Raw genomic sequence first — 16,963 nt, forward strand, 5'->3', positions numbered from 1 at the left:
ATTTACTGAATAAATCAGCTAAACTTTAACATATTTTCACTCAATTTTTCAACGGTGTATCCAGCTTCGGTTCCAGCAGCAATCAATTCTTCTGTTGAAAGTGCATATTTATCAGCATCGATTGTAGCTGTATCGCCTGGTTCGTTGAAATTAGCATCCAATACCTGATTTAAATCTTCCAAATCGAGTTTAGGACGGTTGGCGTAATGCTTTGGTGATAATCCCATTTTAATTATATCCTTTCAAAATACTAGGCACTGCAATGCCAGTAACTACAGGATAGCACACTGAAATTAGAAGAAAAGCAACAAGTACAGGGGCGTACAAATATGGACGACAAAATTATTACAATGCTGACAGAGTCAGTTGTTAGCAAACTCTCAACTTTTTTCGAAGAGGGGTTAGAGTATGAAATCATCACACAGCGACAAGATTTGGCAGAATTTCTAACTGGAAAAAGGCGAGCCGATGTCAGCAGGTTTTTAGAACTTCCAGACTTCCCGCAGATTAGAGATGATACGGGAAATGTCATTGGTTGGAGTTGGCGAGCTATTAGAAAATGGGAACTAGAAAGGACAAAGCAAAATGCAATACTTTGAAATTATCGGCATCGTGTTTGTTGTCGTTGCAGCATTCATCGGTGGTGTAGTCGTAGGCGACAGTTTAGGTAAGTGACATGGCAAATAACAACTACCCCAGTGGTATGACGGTAGCAGACTGGCAACATGTAGGTGAATTGCCAACACGTTATGAAACACGCCTAGAGCACCTTAGAAATGAGCGCAGCAAGTCATTAGATGAGATTGACCAAGTGAATGATTACATTCATGAATTGGACGACGAGATACGTCAACTGGAGTTTGGTGATGAATAGGTTACGAGAGTTGAGACTGGAACACAAAGAACGTCAAATTGATCTGTCTGTTGGTGTGGGAATTGATACACAGGATATATCAAGATACGAGCGTGGTGTGACAGTCCCAAGTCTAAAAAGGTTAATCATCTTTGCTGATTATTACAACGTCAGCATTGATTACCTAGTTGGGAGATCAGATGAAAGATAAGGAACTAATTACAGAGTTGCAGAACATGCGTATGCGTCTCGGCGTTTTACGAGACAACATCAGAAGCCGTGATGAAATAGCTGGAGAATATGCAGGCGATGTCATGTCGTTTATGACTAACATTTTGTCACGGATTAGCAAAGAAAGAGTGGATAGAGGATTAGGAGGTTGATTAGTGGCACAGAGAAGAATGTTCAGCAAGGAAATTACAACAAGTGACACGTTTGTAGATATGCCGATGTCTAGTCAACTGCTTTACTTTCACTTAGGAATGGAAGCAGATGATGAGGGGTTTATCGGTAATGCAAAGATGTTAAGCCGAGCCTATGGTGCAAACAGCGATGATTTAGCATTATTAAAAGCTAAGGGTTTTATCATCATGTTTGAGAATGGTGTAAGTGTTGTAAAAGATTGGAATTTGAATAATAAAATACGAAAAGACAGAATGAAACCGACAATTTATCGTTCAGAAAAGAGTCTTCTAAACGTTGATATAGATGGGTCTTACTTCATTGACAACCAAATGGCAACCATTTCGCAACCAGATGTCAACCAAATGTCCGCACAGGATAGGTTAGGTAAGGATAGGTTAGGTAAGGATAGGTTAGGTAAGGATAGTAAAGATATATTGTCTGGTTCTGACGAACCCGACCACGTACCTTACAAAGAAATTGTCGATTACTTGAATGAAAAGACAGGTAGTAAGTATCGCAGTAGTGGTTCAAAAACAAAATCATTAATTAAAGCAAGAGCTAACGAAGGATTTAGCCTTGATGATTTTAAGACAGTCATCGAAAAGAAAGCAAAAGAGTGGGCAGGAACAGATATGGAAAAGTATCTCAGACCAGAAACATTGTTTAGCACTAAGTTTGAGGGTTATCTCAATCAGAAACAATCAGCCAACCCAAGACAAAGCGGTTATGGCAAACAGAAACATCAAGGTATAGTCCCTAAGTTTTTGCAAGGTAAGGTTTAGTCAATGGCAAAGGTTGAGAAATGGGTCAGTGACTTCGTTAGAACAGCTATAGCGTTAAAAGCATCAGGATTGCGTACAAGCAACGATAACAATTTGTTTGTACAAATAGACACTGAAGAGCTTGGCACTCGTCTAAAAGCAAATGGCGGGCTAAAAGAGATGATCAGTTATGTAGCACAGGCTGATAACTTTTCTATAAGGTCAACATGGGAATCATCTCCGACAGCTATTAAAACCTTGCAAGAAATGAGAGCAGAAAAAAACGCCTAACAGCTGGAACTGTTAAAGCGTAGGTGTATCTGGACTGATAACACTTCAAGAATATCAAGAAATGAGGAATAAGGCAAATGATAAACGAACTAGCACAACCCAAAGTAGACGTAAAAGATGGCCAAATTAATTTCAAAAATGTAAACCAGTTCAAAAGTGACTTTGAACAAATCATTCAAAGAAACAGCAACTTTATCGTAACTGATGAAACATTAACTGGATCAAAAAAAGCCAGAGCAGAATTACGTAATGCGGCAAAAGAGTCAGCAGCATGGCGTAGCAAAATCAAGGCAGAGCTATTGAAACCGTTTGAATATGTTGCTGAAATAGCGATTAGTTTCGAAAAACAAGCTAAATCAGCAGCTGATGCAATCGATTCGGATGTCAAAGTGTTTGATGAAGCTGAAAAGCAGAAACGATTAGACGGCTTAAAAACTTATGTTGATGCTAGAGCAAAAGAACTGGGCATTGAAACGATTACAGAATTTAATGACAAGCATTTAATCAAGGGTAATTTTAACGGTACTAAGCCGAAGCAAAAATTTATCGATGAATTTATCGAACCAGAATTATCACGGTTAGTTTCTGAAAAAGAGTTAAAAATTGCAAACGCTGCAGCTGTCAAAAACTATGCAGAAAGTAAAGGGTTTGAACCAGAGGGCTATATTCATTCGCTAGATTTCAAGACTCTTGCACAGATTATGGGTGACATTGACGGCGATGTGGGGCGCAAAAGAAAACGGGAAGAAGCTGAAAAAGCGATTGCTGAGATGGAAGCTCGAAAAGAGCAAGAAAAAATTGAGAACGCAAAATCTACAGGTAATAAAAAAGTTGACGAAGAAACAGGCGAGATTATTCAAAATACGCAGCCTGTTCCTGAAAAAACATATAACAGGACACTATACATTATCGAAGCAACGAGTGCGCAACTGAACCAATTAGCAGATTATATGAAATCAAATGGTATTGCTTTCAGGGGTGAAAAATGACCGAATTCAAAAATCTTTATGAAGCGTTGGCTGAAACTCAAAATCATATTGAACAGCCGAAAAAAGACGCTAGCAACCCGATGTTTAAGTCGAGTTATGTGACATTAGATGCAGTTATTAATGCAATAGTTAATGCGCGAAAGTCATCCGGGGCAAAATTCTTTTTCACTAATATTGTGCAAGACGGCATTATGATTACTCGTATTATCGGATATGGGGACACATTAGATTTGTCTGGGTCAAAAGTAGCAGACGACCTCGGAAATAGGGGGACGAACTCGGCTCAAGCAGAAGGTTCAGCATTGACGTATGCGCGGCGTTATAGTCTCTCGATGGCGTTCGGTATTGCCAGCGATGTTGATGATGACGGTAATGGTGCAAGTGCGTCAAACCGAAAGCAAGCACAACCGAAACTGATTTCAAAAGAAAAACTCGCGTTGTTGGAAAGAATGATCACGGAAACATCTGAATTCAGCGGTCAAGACATGATGGCATTCACACTGAAAGCGGCAAACGTTGCGGCATTGAAGTTCGTGACAGAAGAAAATTACAAACCATTACTTGCAAAAGTGACGGAGTGGCATCAGAAAGCAGAGGATAAATCAAATGAACCAAGTTAATTTAATCGGTCGTTTGTCAAAAGACATTGAAGTTAGATATACACAATCAGGAAAAGCGGTTGGAAGTGGCTCAATCGCAGTTAATCGCCGCTTTAGAAGTGCTAATGGTGAGCGCCAAGCCGACTTTATCAACTTTGTTATCTGGGACAAGGCGGCTGAAAACTTAGCTAATTTCACACACAAAGGCTCACAGGTTAGGCTAGGTGGCGAGTGGCAAACACGCAACTATGAAAACAACAATGGCCAAAAAGTCTATGTGAATGAGTTGGTAGTCAATGCCTTTGATTTATTAGATCCAAAAGCTGCGACACAGACACAAAGTAACTTGGATAACGTGGATCCGTTCGCCGGACAGAACACAAAGCAGTCACCTAATCCTTTTGCAGCATCAGGAAAAACAGAAATTGACATTTCAGATGATGACTTGCCATTCTGATTGGTGATGTCATGAAAGAGTTTCAGGCATATCCAACACAAAAAGCTGGTAACGAAATTTTATTCAGATTCAGAGACGAGGAATCAGCAAATCAGTTTTTATCAACGTTTCAATTATTTAAACAGACACTAGTCGAAATTCAAGTAAGAGATGATCGTGAGATTAGTGCACAACAAAGAAAATTCATATATGCATTATTTAGGGATATTTCTAACTGGTCGGGTGACTTGCCAGAATATGTGAAACAACTGTTTAAAATGTGGTTTGAACAGTGGAAAGATTTAGACGAGTTCTCCTTACGAGATGTTGAAAAATCAGTTGCAGCAGGTTTAATCACATTTATGTTGGACTTTGTAGCAGAACATAATGTGCCGTTGAGTTTTAAACCATTAGATGCATTAGAACCAGAAGATGTCGCACATTTCGAATACGCTTGTCTGATGAATAAGTGTTGTGTGATATGCGGTAAAAAGCCAAGTGATCTGCATCATTTAGACACGATTGGTCAGGGTGTAGATAGACGTAAGACTAATCACTTGAAACATAGAGCAGTGCAGCTATGCAGAATACACCATAATGAAGCACACACACTTGGTATTGAAACGTTTTTAAGTAAGTACCACATCAATGGCATAAAGATAGATGAGCGCATTGCTAAGGTGCATAGATTGAATATAAAGGATAGAGAGGTGTGATGGCATAGATGGATAAGGTGATATTAGATCCAAATATACTAAGGCAGTTCACACTCAATAAATACATTGAAGCTGAACGCAAAAATCGTTTTATCGCTGCGAAACTAAAAAAGACAGCCACTGCCTATGCCAGAAACGTTTTCTTACAAGCGATTACTGACGACGTATCATTCTCATGGCCAACAAAGTTAAAGTTTGATTGGTATCTGCCAGACAGACGGATAGACCCAGATAATTGGACGTTTACGCAGAAGTTCATCTTTGATGGTATGCAAAAAGCACAGATTGGTAAGCGCGTGTTCTTGGACAATGACAACGTGAAAAATATAAAAGGGTTCGACCATGACTTTTATGTAGACAAGGTGAACCCTAGGTTAGAAATATACGAGACGGAGGTAGTACATGAAATATGACATCAGAGTGTCTGGGAAGACGATTAAATCGTTTAGCAATCTAGACGCTGCGAATGTGTGGAGAGATGGGTATCAGGGTGTGAACCCAGACAAAACGGTAATCGTTGTTAAGGATTATGGGAAAGTTGGTGAGTGACTAAAAGAAAGCAGAATCACCAAATATAAATAGTTTAAAAATAATTAGCACAAACAATTGTAAAGTTATGCAAAAAGAAGTAGTGATGACTGTGCCCCTGCTTCTTATTCTTATACCTATATATAGAAAGTAAATAAGGACGAGAACAGTCACGATAACTATAGTTGTAAACAAATTAAAAGTGTCGATTATTTGTAGGGGAATCATTAAAAAGTCCTTTTTAAAAAAATTCGATAAAACTATTGTATCAAATTAAAAGCGTGACACAAAATTACCTATTAGGAGAAAAAATGGCGGACAGGATAGACAAATACTTTAGTGATTATTATTCTGGTGTGATAGACATGCAGATTAAGTTGAGAAAAGATGAATTGAAACTGCCGGTTGGTATTGATGAGAATATTGGTGGTGGCAAGGCTGAGAATAAGCGTAGTTTTCCATTGGAAAATAATATGATTATTGAGGAATCAGACTACACACTGCAATCATTCATCAGAGACAAAGAATTTATGGACAGTTTCTTGAAGATGTTAATTGATGAAGAACGTGCATTGTTGGCACTGAGATATGATCGTAGACGTAGACGAAGTTGGGTACAAGTTGCCAAAATGTTGAACAAGTCAGAGCGACAATGTTACCGAGACTTGGACCAGATTAAAGACACTTATAGGAATTCACTATTCTATGGAGACTGTGGATAACTTTTAGCCAGAAAATACGTCAGTTTATTGTCAGTTTTAGGGCTAAAAATAGTGCTAATATTGTAGTATCGAATGATTAGGGATAACTATTCACACATGCTACGGCGTGACTTACGTTATGGGTTATCGCACCCTAAAGCGACGTTGCACACACTTGCAGGAACAAGGATTAGTGGTAACATGAAATAGATAGGTTGGAATATCTATCATTATGACAGGTGGCGGAATAGACCGCTCCAGTACCTTACATGAGCAACTGGGTTAGAAACATCGTATGCGAGGTGCAAATCCTTGTCCTGTCATTGCAAGACTCTTACTAAGTGATGTATCAATAAGCCGTTACACTCGTGGTAGGTGAGCAAGAAAATCAGTTATCACCATAGTTGCAAAAAACGCGGCTAAATACTAGTTAGGTGATTTCTGTGGGTGAATGAGCAAGAACTCTGTTTCGGAGTAGCCCTCATTCGGGTGCAAGCCCCGACATTCACATTGCGGTAACGCAAACACAACATATAAGGGTGGTTGCCTGCAAACTCCCACCTGTACATATTTGAGACCGTCAACAATGACTGTCTCTAAAAAAATGGCTTATTATTATGTATTTTTCGATATTTATGTTAATATTTATTTAGGCAGAAGCGTCGCTATTATTCAATTTGAATGATAACGCGTGTTTAACTGTATACTTTTTAAGTAAGCAAAGGAGAAAAACTATGTCTATAAAAAAAGTTTTACAAAGTTACGGTAGATTAATCGATTTTGGTAGTACTACTAATAGCACTCAAAGCAAAATTGTAGTGGGAACATTTAAAGACGATATAAAAGCGTCAGGAAGTGATTGGCAACAAGTAGGTAACGACCTAAAATTCTCATTTGAAAGAGAAGTATATGGCATTACCAAATAAGGCAAATAATGGTCAAAGCAAACCAAATAAGGTAGTAATGCAAGGGTATCAAGGACCATTACCGCCTTCACAAGAATTAGATAGATATAATAAAATTGATAACACATTCGCAAATCGAATAGTTACAATGGCTGAAAAACAAGCGGAACATCGACAAAAAATGGAACAAATAAATGCTAATAATCAAACAAAAATTATAAAACGCGAGTCTAGAGATAGCTTGCTAGGATTAATTTTTGGACTGATGATAGTATCAGGGGCGTTATATCTTGCTTGGTTAATGATAGAGGCTCATGAGTACAAAGGTGGTATATTTACCATATTTACCGTGATTGGTACAATAGTAGTTTCATTTATCATTGGAAATAAAAGTAAAAAATAATTCATAAGTATAATAGTCCGACTTACATTGTAGGTTGGGCTTTTTTGATGGAGTAAATTATGGACGAACAAACAAAACAGCGCCTGAGACATATCAGAGACGCTACGGAAGTGAATACGAGACACCAGCAATGTGCTTGACACGTAATAGTGTAGAACGTCATGAGCGAGCGCGTGTGCAGATTAAAAGCGAAGTGATGGAAAATAGGCAGATTGACTATAAGAGTCATATGAAGTGGTTAAAGAATTAAAGCGTGAAATATATGATATTGTGATATAATTGGGGTGAAAGAAAGGGGTAAATGACTTATGACACACAAAGAAGATTTTGAACTAAAAGATTATGGTCCTGAACCAGTTTCGTTTAATCTTGAGAAAGCTGCCAAGCAAAATGACAACTATCGTACGACGCTATGGACAGGTGATCATTTTCAAGTTACCCTGATGGCAATTCCACCACACGGAGGTGACATCGGGATGGAGATTCATCACGGCAACGATCAATTTATATACTTGGTTGACGGTGTTGGACACGTGCAGATGGGAAAAAGTAAAGATAACTTAACGGTTGATCGCAAAATTCATTCAGGTGAGGCCGTTATTATTCCAGATAATACTTGGCACAATGTTGTAAATGTTGGCGACGATGTCATGAAGTGTTACTCGATTTATTCACCTGTGAAGCATGCACATGGTGTACAAGAAACCACAAAAGATGATGCCATTTTACAAGAAGGACCTTTAGAAGGAACAAATGAATAGACTGCAAGAAATACATATTTAACAAGTATTCTTAATTTTAAGCGCATAAGCGCTTTTTATTTTGCAGTGAAAAGGAGAGCGTTATGCAATGGCTGTCAATAAGAACTATAATGTAGTCATAAAGTGAGGTATGAGTATATGAAGTTTGGAATGAGAACGCCATCAATCAAGAAATCTATCAGCGCGAGAACAACTGGACGTGCTAAGCGAGCAGTTAAGTCAGCTATCAATCCTGCGTATGGCAAGAAAGAACTGGCTTCATAACTAATCCTAGTAAGTCAGTAAAGAATAGTGTTTATCACAAGACAACCAATAGTATTTGGAGTTTGTTCAAGTGATGTAAGCTCAGCTCATTAAATTGAGTTGGGCTTTTTGTATACATAAATTAAGGAGTATGTATGGCCAGAGTAAAGATATGCCGTAAAACAAACTGTCATATATCTATACCATACGGACAAGACAATCCATACTGTGAGATACACAAAGCAATGTATCGACCTAAGCCAGAGTTCAAATCTAAGTCATCGTATGAACGTAAGAGACAACAAAGAGATTATAATGCTAACAGGCGTGACAAGGAAGCTAATGAGTTCTACCATAACAAGACGTGGAAACATCTATCAGCAGGACTAAAGCAACAGGCAATGTTCACGTGTGAATGCTGTGGACGTACAAGCACAACCAAAGGTTACTTAGTTGTAGATCATATCATCCCCAGGAAGATAGATAAGCGTAAGCAGCTAGACAAGGGTAACCTATGGGTGATATGCAAGAGGTGTCACTGGTACAAGGGGTTGCTAGAGGATGATGTATATACTGATGGGCTATCAATAGAGAACATAGACGTGAGCAAGTCGTGGCAACGTGATGATGTACGTCAATGGATATTGAATGCGGTAAAGAAACGTGATGAACGATTGGAGGAAGATTGATGAAAGGATATATTGAAGATGTCGTTATTTGTTTTGACAATAGAAATATAAATAATGAAATAGATAAACAAATTAGTTTATTAAATATGTCAAACATTCCGAACAAACGAAAAGGAAATAAATTGATTATTGATTACAATTTTGGAATTGTTCATATTTATTTCATGACAATCAGAAATAAAATTGATGGTTTCCGATTTAAACACATAAGAATAAGTGAAATTGCATCTACTGAGTTAAAGCCAGAAAAGTTGTGTCAAGCTTTAAAAGTGATTCAAAGTGGTCGGCCAATCTTTGAAAATTATCCAAAATAAAAACGTACGATATTAATACTAAAAATTAATCACATTTGTGTTTATTGTTCCTTTATATATAAAAAATACCCCGGGGTGGGGTTGTTGGAGGGGAGCGTCACAAGGTGGCGTCCTGAATTTCCGCAAATGCAGAAATTAAAAATTTTTAAAACGGGTAATTTGTTACTTTGAAACGTTGTTATATCAACGTTTAACGAGTTGTTTATGTGCTTTTAGTATACCACAAACATTCATAGAAAGGGGGTTGTTTTGATGGTAAATAAGAAGAATGCTGGTCGAAAACGTACAACAGGAACAGATGAAAGTATAAGGTCTGATCAAAGAGAAAGAAATTTAGAATTTAAACAGAGACAAGACATACTTATTGAACTACAAGATAATCCTCCTCGTCATCTCGATGGATATGGTGTTACATTATGGCGAAAGTTAGTTCCGGAATTAAAAAAATTAGGAACGATAAAGCAAATTGATTCTGTAAATTTAGAGGCCTTTTGTTCCGTATATTCAACTTATAGAATGGCTGAATCAGATGTTCAAAAGAATGGCATATTTGTAAGTTTTGAAGTTGATAAAATGGAAATTGATGAAGAGACTGGGGATGAAGTTGTTGTAGGTAAAGAAACTAAATACGATCGTTCAAAAAAGAACCCTGCTTATTCAATTATGAACGACAGTATAAAGTCTTTGAAGTCCTTAGCAGTTGAGTTAGGGCTATCTTTTGATGCGCGAGCGGGACAGCTAGTTCCCACTGAATCAGAAAGTAGTGAAGTCAATACTGAAAATAAGTTGAGGTTAGTTAATTTTGGTGCAGAAATTTAATTTAGTAGGCGTAACGGATATAAAAAGCGCTGTTAAGTCAGAAAAAAGAAGATATAAACGTTATCTTGATAAATACAATGATCCAGCTACGCAATATGCATTCGATGTTTTGTTTACTGATAAATACATAACTGGTAGAGATGCGCAATTAGCTTGTTTTAGACACATGCAAGACTTAGGCCGTCAGCGTGATAGTGATTTTCCTTATCATTATGATACGGACTACGTTATCATGATTGAACATTTTACTAGAATTCTTCCTAATCCGGATAATTTCAAGGTGACATTGAAACCTTACAACTGGCAATCATTTATATTAGACAGTTTGTTAGGCTGGCGTACAGAGGATAATGGTACTAGATTTACTACATCTAACATCAGCGTGGCACGTAGACAAGGCAAAACATTTATAGCGTCTATGCTAGTAAATTTCTATTACTTTATGGTAGCTGCTGAAGCAACATCACAAGATTTTTTAGTAGCGAGTTATGATAGTGAGCATGCAACGAAGCTTTTCAACGATGTTTCTATTCAAGCTAAAAAGCTGTTAAAAATGCCTGAATTCTCTGCTTGGGCTAAAGAAAATGATGTGGATGCGCAAACACAACAAGTAATCGGTCGTATCAGTAAGAATACAATTCGTAAAGGTACTTCTGAAGGAGGCGGTTTCGATTCCTTTCATAATGTTATAGCTGTTTATGATGAAATCGGTAATCTAAAACCAGACAAAAATGAAACGCTTAGACAAATAACTTCAGGACAAAACGGTATTAAAAACCGTATGTTCGTCAAGATATCTACTGCGTACCCCAATGCCAAGGTTAAGTTTAAAAAAGACCAAGACCTAATGCGCAAGATTATTGAACAAGATGATTTACGTGAAGCTGATAATACTTTTCAAATTATTTACGCTCAAGATAGTGAAAATGAAGTTTTTGAAGATGACATTTGGCATAAATCAAATCCAAACTTAAACGAAATGAGTGAGGGAAAATACAAATCAGAGATTAATAGTCTAATCAAAGATAGAGATGATGCCGATAGAAGTGGTGAGTTAGCAACATTTGTCAATAAATCACTCAATATCTGGAGTAAAAAGTTTCAAAACAGTTACTTATCACTAGAAAATATTCAAAAAAACATCATATCAGATTTTGATATAAAAGGTAGAGATGTTTACATTGGATTTGATGGTAGTCAAAGCAATGATAATACGTCATTTGGATTTATATTTCCATTTAAAGAAGCGCACAAAGAAAAATTTTTTTGTAAACAATTCAGCTTTATTCCATTTGCACAGGCTAAGACAATCGATGCAAAAGAGAAACAAGATGGTATTAACTATCGAGAGTTAGAGTTACTTGGCATGTGTCAGATAACTAGAAGCCCAGAAGGAACAATTGACAAAGATCAGGTCTATCATTGGTTAGAACAATTTATTGCTGACAATGACTTGAAAGTTAAAATGATTGCGTTAGATCCTAATTTATCTGATTGGCTATTAAAACGTATTGAAAATTACCATGATGAGTGGCCGGTATCAACTGTTAGACCAACTTCTCAAGTATTATCAAACCCAACCAAGGATTTGCAAGGTCAATTTATTAATGGCAATGCAGCTATACTAGATGACCCTTTGTTAATTGATGGATTTACTAATGCTGTATTGATAGAGGACAGGGGCGGTGCTGTTAAGATTGACCGCATGAATCGTACGAGTGACCATATCGATACTTCTGATGCTCTAATTAATGCGCATACGGGGGCACAATTTTACTTTGAAGACTTCAAAGGGGATGACTATAATCCCTTTAATGACTTGAACCGAGAACAGAAGAAGGAATATTTTAAGAGGATGTTTGGATGATGAAAATTTGTATTAAAAGAGTATTCGAATTCATTCAAGATTGGCTATCGGTAATACTTTTTATTCTAGGAATCGCTCTAATTGACGTTGGAGCTTTTTATTTTAACTTGATTGTCGGTTTCTTTATTTCTGGATTATTATTTATAGTTATGGCTGTGATACTTAGTTTAGAAGAAAGGAGGGAATAGATGAATGGGTTTGATGACTTCGAGAAATCGGCAACATAAAATTAGTGATAATACTTATCCAAGTACACACGGATATGATCCAATCATTTCACAAATATCTGGACTACCAGTGAGTTACATTAGCGGTGCAAGCGCATTAAAGAATAGTGATATTTTCAGTGTTATTAACCGCATAGCTAGTGATATTGCTAGCGCAAACTTCAAAACAGAAAATACTTATATAAGCGAACGACTTAATCAACCATCAAAGTTGATAGGTCGTTTTTCATTTTGGCAAGGTGTAATTGTGCAGCTTTTGTTGAGCGGTAATGCTTATGTACCTCTTGATTTAGACTATTTAGAACAAATGCCACCGTCATCAATTATAAGTATTGATATTGATGGTAGTGATCAAGGAGCGATTTATGAATTAGCTAAATATAATAATCATCCTACACGCATGTTGTCGCAAGACCAAATACTGCATTTTAGGCTTATGCCTGATGCTACATATCAGTATTTAGTTGGTATGTCCCCGTTAGAAAGTTTAACCAAAGAACTAACAATAGCCACGGCAAGCACTGACCAGAGCTTAAACTTGATAAAGAATCGCATTAATCCAACATCAGTGCTTCAAATTAGTAACGCTCTGTTGGAACAGGGAGACGCCGACGCTGCAAGAGATGCGTTCGAGAAGGCGAATAACGGTAATAACAGCGGAAGACTGATGGTTCTTGACTCAAATTCTACATTTAGTCAATTTGAGATGAAAACCGATGTTTTTAAAGCTTTAAATACAAATGCCGAATACTCAGCAAGTCAAATTAGTAAAGCTTTTGGTGTTCCAGTGGATATGTTAGGGGGTGGTAATAGAACAGAAAGCCAACATAGCAATAGCCAGCAAATTAAAAATTTGTATTATGAAAATCTGATAAGCTATGTTGCACCGATGATAGACGAAATAGCGTTAAAAACTAATGCTCCTGATTTATCTTTAGATATGCAGTATATAGATGATAGTACACGTATAGATAAGATAAACGATATGGTGAAAGTTGGGACAATTGGACAAGCTCAGGCAGAATTTATGTTGAAGAGATATGGTGTTTTGCCTAACGAAATTCCGGAATATGTTCCACCTGTGGCAATGGTTACGCAGAAAGGAGAAAGTGAATGAAATTAGATATCAAAGGTATGATAACCAATGACGATGATGTAGAAATTTACCGTGATTGGTTAGGCGCGACTGCTACTTCACCGGCTGATATTATAGATAAGTTACCTGCTGATGGTTCTGATTTAGAAATTGGAATTAATTCAGGAGGCGGAGAAGTTGATGCAGCAAATGAAATTTACACAGCATTGCGCAATTATCCTGGCAAAGTCATTACACAAATTGAAAGCTCTGCATATAGCGCGGCTTCGATTATCGCCATGGCTGGTGATAATGTTCAAATTTCGCCAGTTGCTCAGCTAATGATACACAATGCGTCAACCTATGCCGGTGGTAATCATAATGACTTAGATAAGACATCCAATGCATTAAAATCCACAGACAAGGCCATTGCTAAAGCATATTCAGTTAAAACAGGTCGTCCAGTTGAAGAGTTTCTTGCTTTAATGGATAAAGAGACATGGATTAACGCTGACGATGCATTAGAACTTGGATTGGTCGATGAGGTAATGACTTTTGAAAAAGAGCCAGTCACTAATTCTTTTAGCAATGTGCTACCTCGAAAAGTCATCAACCATATTAAAGATTTGGTTGATGAGAATAAAAAACTAAAAAATAACGCAACTGATAGTCAACAAAGTGAACACGACAAACTCGTGCAAGCTAAGTTGGCTATTTTACGTAAATAAGGAGAGAAATATGATTAAAGAACAACTACAAGCGGCCTTCCGCGACGCTAGCACTAAGGCATCTGATTTGAATGCTAAATTGAACAACATGGTTCAAGATGATTCTGCTTCAGTAGAAGATATCAAGAAGGCTCAAGATGAATTAACTGATGCTAAGACACGACGTGACATTTTGAATTCACAACTAAAGAGTTTTGAAGATGCTGAACCAGAGCCTAAAGGATACGGTGAAAAGACTAATATTTTGGACAATAAAGCTGCTGAACTTGCTGCAAAAAAGCAAGGTATCAACGACTTCATCCATTCTCGCGGTGCAAAAATTTCTGATGCAGTTTCTTCACAGGTAACATCGTCAGAAGTTGGTGTTTTGATTCCAGAAGAAATTATTTATGATCCATCTGCCGAGGTTAACTCAGTTGTTGACTTATCAAATTTGGTTAACAAAACACCGGTTACTACTCCAAGTGGTAAGTATCCTATTTTGCAACGTGCTACTGATCGTTTCAATTCTGTCGCTGAACTGGCAGAAAATCCCAAGTTAGCAGAACCAACTTTCAAGGAAATAGACTGGTCAGTTACCACGTATCGTGGTGCAATTCCACTTTCAGAAGAGTCAATTGCTGACACACAAGTTGATTTGACAGCATTGGTTGGCCAATCAATCGGTGAAAAGAAGGTTAACACTTATAACGCGTTGATTGCGCCAGTTTTGCAATCATTTACTGCTAAAGCAACTACTAGCGATACATTAGCCGACCAAATCAAGCACATTTTGAATGTTGATTTAGATCCAGCTTATGCACGTGTTATTATCGCTAGCCAATCATTCTACAATGCCGTTGATACATTGAAAGATAAGAACGGACGTTACTTACTCCAAGAATCAACTGCATCATTAGCGCAAACTTCTGGAAAGACGTTGCTAGGAGTACCAGTTTATGTAATTGGGGATGATTTGTTCGGCAATGCTGGTGATCAAAAAGCATTTATCGGCGACATAAAGCGTGGCGTGCTAATGCCTAACCGTCAAGAAATTACTTTGGCTTGGGAAGACAGCAAAATTTATGGCCGTTACTTAGGTGCTGCTTTCCGATTTGGTGTTAAGCAAGCAGATGATAAGGCTGGCTATTTCATCACTAACACAGCGACACCTGCCGGTGGCGATGGTAAATAAGGAGTAATTTATGGCAGATGAAACAAATTCACCTCGTGCTCCTTCAACTGGTATTGAAGTGAGCGACATGCAAGACTATTTAGCTATTGATGGTGATGAGGATGTCCTTAAAAGTTTGATTGAATACGCCGAGGAAGATGCTCGTGGTTCAATTGACAGCTCTATTGATATTGAAGTATATCGAAAGTTGCCGATATTTAATCAAGCAGTTAGAACTCTGGTTGATTTCAACTACTATAATCGTGGTGCCTTGTCAGGACAACAAATCGCTTACCCAAAGTCTTATCAATACATGCTGAATAAAATAAGATGGAAAGTTGGTAAGATTAATGGTTAGCGGAAAACTAAAGCCTAGTAATTTTATAGGCAAGATTGAATTTGGTACAGTAAAATCTATTCAGAATAGAAATACTGGATTGAAAGTACCTACTTTTGTTTCAGTTGGTAAGCCATTGCGTTATGCGCCACGTAGTCGTTCTGTCACACAGTCTGATAGTATCTTTGGAACAGATATACAAGAAACTAAAATAATTGCTGTAAGGCACGTTATGGACGTTACACGTAATTTAAAGGTTCGCTTTGTTAAGAGTGGTGCTATTCATGATATCAAGTATGTTTCGTCGGATGAGACTAACACGCCTATATCTTTTGACTACATCACGATTACAAAGGAGCCAGTGGGGCTTGTAAATGGAACTTGATGAAGCATTAGATAGCTGGTTTAAAAATGTTAATAAACTTGTCCCAAGTGTCCATGATCGACAAAAAATTACGCATGTAGGGGCAGAAGTTTTAAAAGCAGAACTAGTACATGTCACTAAATTGAAACATTATCAAAAAAATAGAGATACGAGTAAAATTGAGCACTTGGCTGATTCTATAGAAATGGGTGACACCAATATTGATTATATTAGGGACGGAACATCTATTGTGGGATTCACAAACAAAGGTATTAATCACGCTCGTATTGCTAGGTTTCTGAATGATGGTACAAAGTTTATGAAGGGCGATCACTTTGTCGATGATACTCGTCGGAACTCAAAGCAGTTAATTTTACAGGCGCAATATACTGAATATCAACGCTTATTAAAAGGCGGTGACAAATGATATTACCTATATATGAAGTTAGTGACTTAATCGAGTCATTATCATTTGCAAATGCTGTTTTTACAAACGAAATTGATGAAGAATATCTTAAGAATACAGCTGACACCGTTGTTTTAATTACGGAATCGATTAATGTTTTAGACAAGCGAGCTAACAATCGATTCAGAAATTTAAGCTATGGCGTTGAAGTACAAATATTTTATGGTACAAACTTTGACAAACCAATTTTAGATGTAGAAATCGCAGTCGCAAGAAAATTAGAAAGCAACGATTGGCACCTAAGTCAATCTAAATCACACATAAATGACCCGAAAACTAATCAAGTGACTAAGGTCTTTTATTTTACAAAAAATTTCTTATTGGAGGAATAAT

Annotated in this window: 28 protein-coding genes and 1 pseudogene; 28 read left to right on the top strand and 1 reads right to left on the bottom strand. The window is 37.3% G+C overall.

The annotated features are described in order from the left end of the window. Nucleotides 1-14 precede the first annotated feature (14 nt). On the bottom strand, nt 15-227 hold the full coding sequence (locus FGL72_RS02510) for a heavy-metal-associated domain-containing protein (protein WP_040177065.1): 213 nt from the start codon (nt 225-227) through the stop codon (nt 15-17). Nucleotides 228-329: 102 nt separating this feature from the next. Here FGL72_RS02510 and FGL72_RS02515 point away from each other — a divergent pair, with 102 nt between their 5' ends. The 28 genes and pseudogenes from FGL72_RS02515 (at nt 330) to FGL72_RS02655 (ending at nt 16,962) form a co-directional block, all read left to right on the top strand. Further along, nucleotides 330-599 carry a hypothetical protein gene (locus tag FGL72_RS02515; protein ID WP_004900864.1) on the top strand — a complete coding sequence of 90 codons (270 nt, stop codon included), beginning with the start codon at nt 330-332 and terminating at the stop codon, nt 597-599. Nucleotides 600-676: 77 nt separating this feature from the next. After that, nucleotides 677-874 carry a hypothetical protein gene (locus FGL72_RS02520; RefSeq protein ID WP_040177063.1) on the top strand — a complete coding sequence of 66 codons (198 nt, stop codon included), beginning with the start codon at nt 677-679 and terminating at the stop codon, nt 872-874. After that, a complete protein-coding gene (locus FGL72_RS02525) occupies nt 867-1,064 on the top strand; it encodes a helix-turn-helix domain-containing protein (RefSeq protein ID WP_040177061.1) in 198 nt (65 codons plus the stop codon). Before FGL72_RS02520 ends, FGL72_RS02525 begins: the two co-directional genes overlap by 8 nt. Beyond that, on the top strand, nt 1,054-1,236 hold the full coding sequence (locus FGL72_RS02530) for a hypothetical protein (RefSeq protein ID WP_040177059.1): 183 nt from the start codon (nt 1,054-1,056) through the stop codon (nt 1,234-1,236). The genes FGL72_RS02525 and FGL72_RS02530 overlap by 11 nt, the downstream gene beginning before the upstream one ends. 3 nt (nt 1,237-1,239) lie before the next feature. Beyond that, nucleotides 1,240-2,040, top strand: a complete 801-nt coding sequence (locus FGL72_RS02535) for a conserved phage C-terminal domain-containing protein (RefSeq protein ID WP_052437264.1) — start codon at nt 1,240-1,242, stop codon at nt 2,038-2,040. A gap of 3 nt (nt 2,041-2,043) precedes the next feature. Continuing rightward, nucleotides 2,044-2,310 carry a hypothetical protein gene (locus tag FGL72_RS02540; RefSeq protein WP_040177058.1) on the top strand — a complete coding sequence of 89 codons (267 nt, stop codon included), beginning with the start codon at nt 2,044-2,046 and terminating at the stop codon, nt 2,308-2,310. A gap of 77 nt (nt 2,311-2,387) precedes the next feature. Then, nucleotides 2,388-3,299 (top strand): DUF1351 domain-containing protein, encoded by a 912-nt coding sequence (locus FGL72_RS02545; protein ID WP_052437263.1) that lies wholly within the window; start codon nt 2,388-2,390, stop codon nt 3,297-3,299. Beyond that, entirely contained in the window at nt 3,296-3,919 is a 624-nt protein-coding gene (locus FGL72_RS02550) for an ERF family protein (RefSeq protein ID WP_040177057.1), read from the top strand. The genes FGL72_RS02545 and FGL72_RS02550 overlap by 4 nt, the downstream gene beginning before the upstream one ends. Next, complete coding sequence (ssb, locus tag FGL72_RS02555) at nt 3,906-4,355, top strand: single-stranded DNA-binding protein (protein WP_040177056.1); 450 nt, start codon at nt 3,906-3,908, stop codon at nt 4,353-4,355. The genes FGL72_RS02550 and ssb overlap by 14 nt, the downstream gene beginning before the upstream one ends. A gap of 11 nt (nt 4,356-4,366) precedes the next feature. Then, complete coding sequence (locus tag FGL72_RS02560) at nt 4,367-5,050, top strand: putative HNHc nuclease (RefSeq protein WP_040177054.1); 684 nt, start codon at nt 4,367-4,369, stop codon at nt 5,048-5,050. A gap of 8 nt (nt 5,051-5,058) precedes the next feature. Next, nucleotides 5,059-5,463 carry a hypothetical protein gene (locus tag FGL72_RS02565; RefSeq protein ID WP_004903903.1) on the top strand — a complete coding sequence of 135 codons (405 nt, stop codon included), beginning with the start codon at nt 5,059-5,061 and terminating at the stop codon, nt 5,461-5,463. A gap of 426 nt (nt 5,464-5,889) precedes the next feature. Further along, nucleotides 5,890-6,300 (top strand): DUF722 domain-containing protein, encoded by a 411-nt coding sequence (locus tag FGL72_RS02570; RefSeq protein WP_004903898.1) that lies wholly within the window; start codon nt 5,890-5,892, stop codon nt 6,298-6,300. 713 nt (nt 6,301-7,013) lie between these two features. Next, nucleotides 7,014-7,205 carry a hypothetical protein gene (locus FGL72_RS02575; RefSeq protein WP_146992529.1) on the top strand — a complete coding sequence of 64 codons (192 nt, stop codon included), beginning with the start codon at nt 7,014-7,016 and terminating at the stop codon, nt 7,203-7,205. Next, nucleotides 7,189-7,587: a DUF2335 domain-containing protein gene (locus FGL72_RS02580; RefSeq protein ID WP_146992531.1), complete on the top strand. Its 399-nt coding sequence runs from the start codon at nt 7,189-7,191 to the stop codon at nt 7,585-7,587. The genes FGL72_RS02575 and FGL72_RS02580 overlap by 17 nt, the downstream gene beginning before the upstream one ends. Nucleotides 7,588-7,895: 308 nt before the next feature. Next, on the top strand, nt 7,896-8,348 hold the full coding sequence (locus FGL72_RS02590) for a cupin domain-containing protein (protein ID WP_004907787.1): 453 nt from the start codon (nt 7,896-7,898) through the stop codon (nt 8,346-8,348). Nucleotides 8,349-8,486: 138 nt separating this feature from the next. Further along, nucleotides 8,487-8,686 (top strand): annotated as a pseudogene (locus FGL72_RS02595) (hypothetical protein). Between the two features lie 60 nt (nt 8,687-8,746). Next, the gene (locus FGL72_RS02600; RefSeq protein WP_146992533.1) at nt 8,747-9,280 is read left to right on the top strand and encodes an HNH endonuclease; all 534 of its coding nucleotides are present in this window, start codon (nt 8,747-8,749) and stop codon (nt 9,278-9,280) included. Further along, nucleotides 9,280-9,594: a hypothetical protein gene (locus FGL72_RS02605; protein WP_004907778.1), complete on the top strand. Its 315-nt coding sequence runs from the start codon at nt 9,280-9,282 to the stop codon at nt 9,592-9,594. Before FGL72_RS02600 ends, FGL72_RS02605 begins: the two co-directional genes overlap by 1 nt. Nucleotides 9,595-9,846: 252 nt before the next feature. Continuing rightward, nucleotides 9,847-10,413, top strand: a complete 567-nt coding sequence (locus FGL72_RS02610) for a phage terminase small subunit P27 family (RefSeq protein WP_139988227.1) — start codon at nt 9,847-9,849, stop codon at nt 10,411-10,413. After that, nucleotides 10,400-12,280 carry a terminase TerL endonuclease subunit gene (locus tag FGL72_RS02615; RefSeq protein ID WP_139988226.1) on the top strand — a complete coding sequence of 627 codons (1,881 nt, stop codon included), beginning with the start codon at nt 10,400-10,402 and terminating at the stop codon, nt 12,278-12,280. The genes FGL72_RS02610 and FGL72_RS02615 overlap by 14 nt, the downstream gene beginning before the upstream one ends. Beyond that, nucleotides 12,280-12,468 (top strand): DUF1056 family protein, encoded by a 189-nt coding sequence (locus FGL72_RS09940; protein WP_420870279.1) that lies wholly within the window; start codon nt 12,280-12,282, stop codon nt 12,466-12,468. Before FGL72_RS02615 ends, FGL72_RS09940 begins: the two co-directional genes overlap by 1 nt. Nucleotides 12,469-12,472: 4 nt before the next feature. Next, nucleotides 12,473-13,624, top strand: a complete 1,152-nt coding sequence (locus tag FGL72_RS02625) for a phage portal protein (RefSeq protein WP_146992535.1) — start codon at nt 12,473-12,475, stop codon at nt 13,622-13,624. Next, a complete protein-coding gene (locus FGL72_RS02630; RefSeq protein WP_139988224.1) occupies nt 13,621-14,310 on the top strand; it encodes a head maturation protease, ClpP-related in 690 nt (229 codons plus the stop codon). Before FGL72_RS02625 ends, FGL72_RS02630 begins: the two co-directional genes overlap by 4 nt. A 10-nt stretch (nt 14,311-14,320) precedes the next feature. Next, nucleotides 14,321-15,484: a phage major capsid protein gene (locus FGL72_RS02635; protein ID WP_139988223.1), complete on the top strand. Its 1,164-nt coding sequence runs from the start codon at nt 14,321-14,323 to the stop codon at nt 15,482-15,484. Nucleotides 15,485-15,494: 10 nt separating this feature from the next. After that, a complete protein-coding gene (locus tag FGL72_RS02640) occupies nt 15,495-15,821 on the top strand; it encodes a head-tail connector protein (RefSeq protein WP_012305284.1) in 327 nt (108 codons plus the stop codon). Beyond that, on the top strand, nt 15,814-16,185 hold the full coding sequence (locus FGL72_RS02645; RefSeq protein WP_139988222.1) for a phage head closure protein: 372 nt from the start codon (nt 15,814-15,816) through the stop codon (nt 16,183-16,185). The genes FGL72_RS02640 and FGL72_RS02645 overlap by 8 nt, the downstream gene beginning before the upstream one ends. Next, nucleotides 16,175-16,591, top strand: coding sequence for an HK97-gp10 family putative phage morphogenesis protein (locus FGL72_RS02650; protein WP_139988221.1), 417 nt, complete (start codon nt 16,175-16,177; stop codon nt 16,589-16,591). Before FGL72_RS02645 ends, FGL72_RS02650 begins: the two co-directional genes overlap by 11 nt. Further along, nucleotides 16,588-16,962, top strand: coding sequence for a DUF806 family protein (locus tag FGL72_RS02655; RefSeq protein WP_139988220.1), 375 nt, complete (start codon nt 16,588-16,590; stop codon nt 16,960-16,962). Before FGL72_RS02650 ends, FGL72_RS02655 begins: the two co-directional genes overlap by 4 nt. The last annotated feature ends 1 nt before the right edge of the window (nt 16,963 follow it).

Source organism: Leuconostoc citreum (assembly GCF_007954785.1).
Taxonomy (GTDB): Bacteria; Bacillota; Bacilli; order Lactobacillales; family Lactobacillaceae; genus Leuconostoc; species Leuconostoc citreum.

What these genes read in the sequence shown, in the direction of transcription:
- FGL72_RS02510 (WP_040177065.1), bottom strand. Translation starts at nt 227, where the DNA reads ATGGGATTATCACCAAAGCATTACGCCAACCGTCCTAAACTCGATTTG.
- FGL72_RS02515 (WP_004900864.1), top strand. Translation starts at nt 330, where the DNA reads ATGGACGACAAAATTATTACAATGCTGACAGAGTCAGTTGTTAGCAAA.
- FGL72_RS02520 (WP_040177063.1), top strand. Translation starts at nt 677, where the DNA reads ATGGCAAATAACAACTACCCCAGTGGTATGACGGTAGCAGACTGGCAA.
- FGL72_RS02525 (WP_040177061.1), top strand. Translation starts at nt 867, where the DNA reads ATGAATAGGTTACGAGAGTTGAGACTGGAACACAAAGAACGTCAAATT.
- FGL72_RS02530 (WP_040177059.1), top strand. Translation starts at nt 1,054, where the DNA reads ATGAAAGATAAGGAACTAATTACAGAGTTGCAGAACATGCGTATGCGT.
- FGL72_RS02540 (WP_040177058.1), top strand. Translation starts at nt 2,044, where the DNA reads ATGGCAAAGGTTGAGAAATGGGTCAGTGACTTCGTTAGAACAGCTATA.
- FGL72_RS02545 (WP_052437263.1), top strand. Translation starts at nt 2,388, where the DNA reads ATGATAAACGAACTAGCACAACCCAAAGTAGACGTAAAAGATGGCCAA.
- FGL72_RS02550 (WP_040177057.1), top strand. Translation starts at nt 3,296, where the DNA reads ATGACCGAATTCAAAAATCTTTATGAAGCGTTGGCTGAAACTCAAAAT.
- ssb (WP_040177056.1), top strand. Translation starts at nt 3,906, where the DNA reads ATGAACCAAGTTAATTTAATCGGTCGTTTGTCAAAAGACATTGAAGTT.
- FGL72_RS02560 (WP_040177054.1), top strand. Translation starts at nt 4,367, where the DNA reads ATGAAAGAGTTTCAGGCATATCCAACACAAAAAGCTGGTAACGAAATT.
- FGL72_RS02565 (WP_004903903.1), top strand. Translation starts at nt 5,059, where the DNA reads ATGGATAAGGTGATATTAGATCCAAATATACTAAGGCAGTTCACACTC.
- FGL72_RS02570 (WP_004903898.1), top strand. Translation starts at nt 5,890, where the DNA reads ATGGCGGACAGGATAGACAAATACTTTAGTGATTATTATTCTGGTGTG.
- FGL72_RS02575 (WP_146992529.1), top strand. Translation starts at nt 7,014, where the DNA reads ATGTCTATAAAAAAAGTTTTACAAAGTTACGGTAGATTAATCGATTTT.
- FGL72_RS02580 (WP_146992531.1), top strand. Translation starts at nt 7,189, where the DNA reads ATGGCATTACCAAATAAGGCAAATAATGGTCAAAGCAAACCAAATAAG.
- FGL72_RS02590 (WP_004907787.1), top strand. Translation starts at nt 7,896, where the DNA reads ATGACACACAAAGAAGATTTTGAACTAAAAGATTATGGTCCTGAACCA.
- FGL72_RS02600 (WP_146992533.1), top strand. Translation starts at nt 8,747, where the DNA reads ATGGCCAGAGTAAAGATATGCCGTAAAACAAACTGTCATATATCTATA.
- FGL72_RS02605 (WP_004907778.1), top strand. Translation starts at nt 9,280, where the DNA reads ATGAAAGGATATATTGAAGATGTCGTTATTTGTTTTGACAATAGAAAT.
- FGL72_RS02610 (WP_139988227.1), top strand. Translation starts at nt 9,847, where the DNA reads ATGGTAAATAAGAAGAATGCTGGTCGAAAACGTACAACAGGAACAGAT.
- FGL72_RS09940 (WP_420870279.1), top strand. Translation starts at nt 12,280, where the DNA reads ATGAAAATTTGTATTAAAAGAGTATTCGAATTCATTCAAGATTGGCTA.
- FGL72_RS02625 (WP_146992535.1), top strand. Translation starts at nt 12,473, where the DNA reads ATGGGTTTGATGACTTCGAGAAATCGGCAACATAAAATTAGTGATAAT.
- FGL72_RS02630 (WP_139988224.1), top strand. Translation starts at nt 13,621, where the DNA reads ATGAAATTAGATATCAAAGGTATGATAACCAATGACGATGATGTAGAA.
- FGL72_RS02635 (WP_139988223.1), top strand. Translation starts at nt 14,321, where the DNA reads ATGATTAAAGAACAACTACAAGCGGCCTTCCGCGACGCTAGCACTAAG.
- FGL72_RS02640 (WP_012305284.1), top strand. Translation starts at nt 15,495, where the DNA reads ATGGCAGATGAAACAAATTCACCTCGTGCTCCTTCAACTGGTATTGAA.
- FGL72_RS02645 (WP_139988222.1), top strand. Translation starts at nt 15,814, where the DNA reads ATGGTTAGCGGAAAACTAAAGCCTAGTAATTTTATAGGCAAGATTGAA.
- FGL72_RS02650 (WP_139988221.1), top strand. Translation starts at nt 16,175, where the DNA reads ATGGAACTTGATGAAGCATTAGATAGCTGGTTTAAAAATGTTAATAAA.
- FGL72_RS02655 (WP_139988220.1), top strand. Translation starts at nt 16,588, where the DNA reads ATGATATTACCTATATATGAAGTTAGTGACTTAATCGAGTCATTATCA.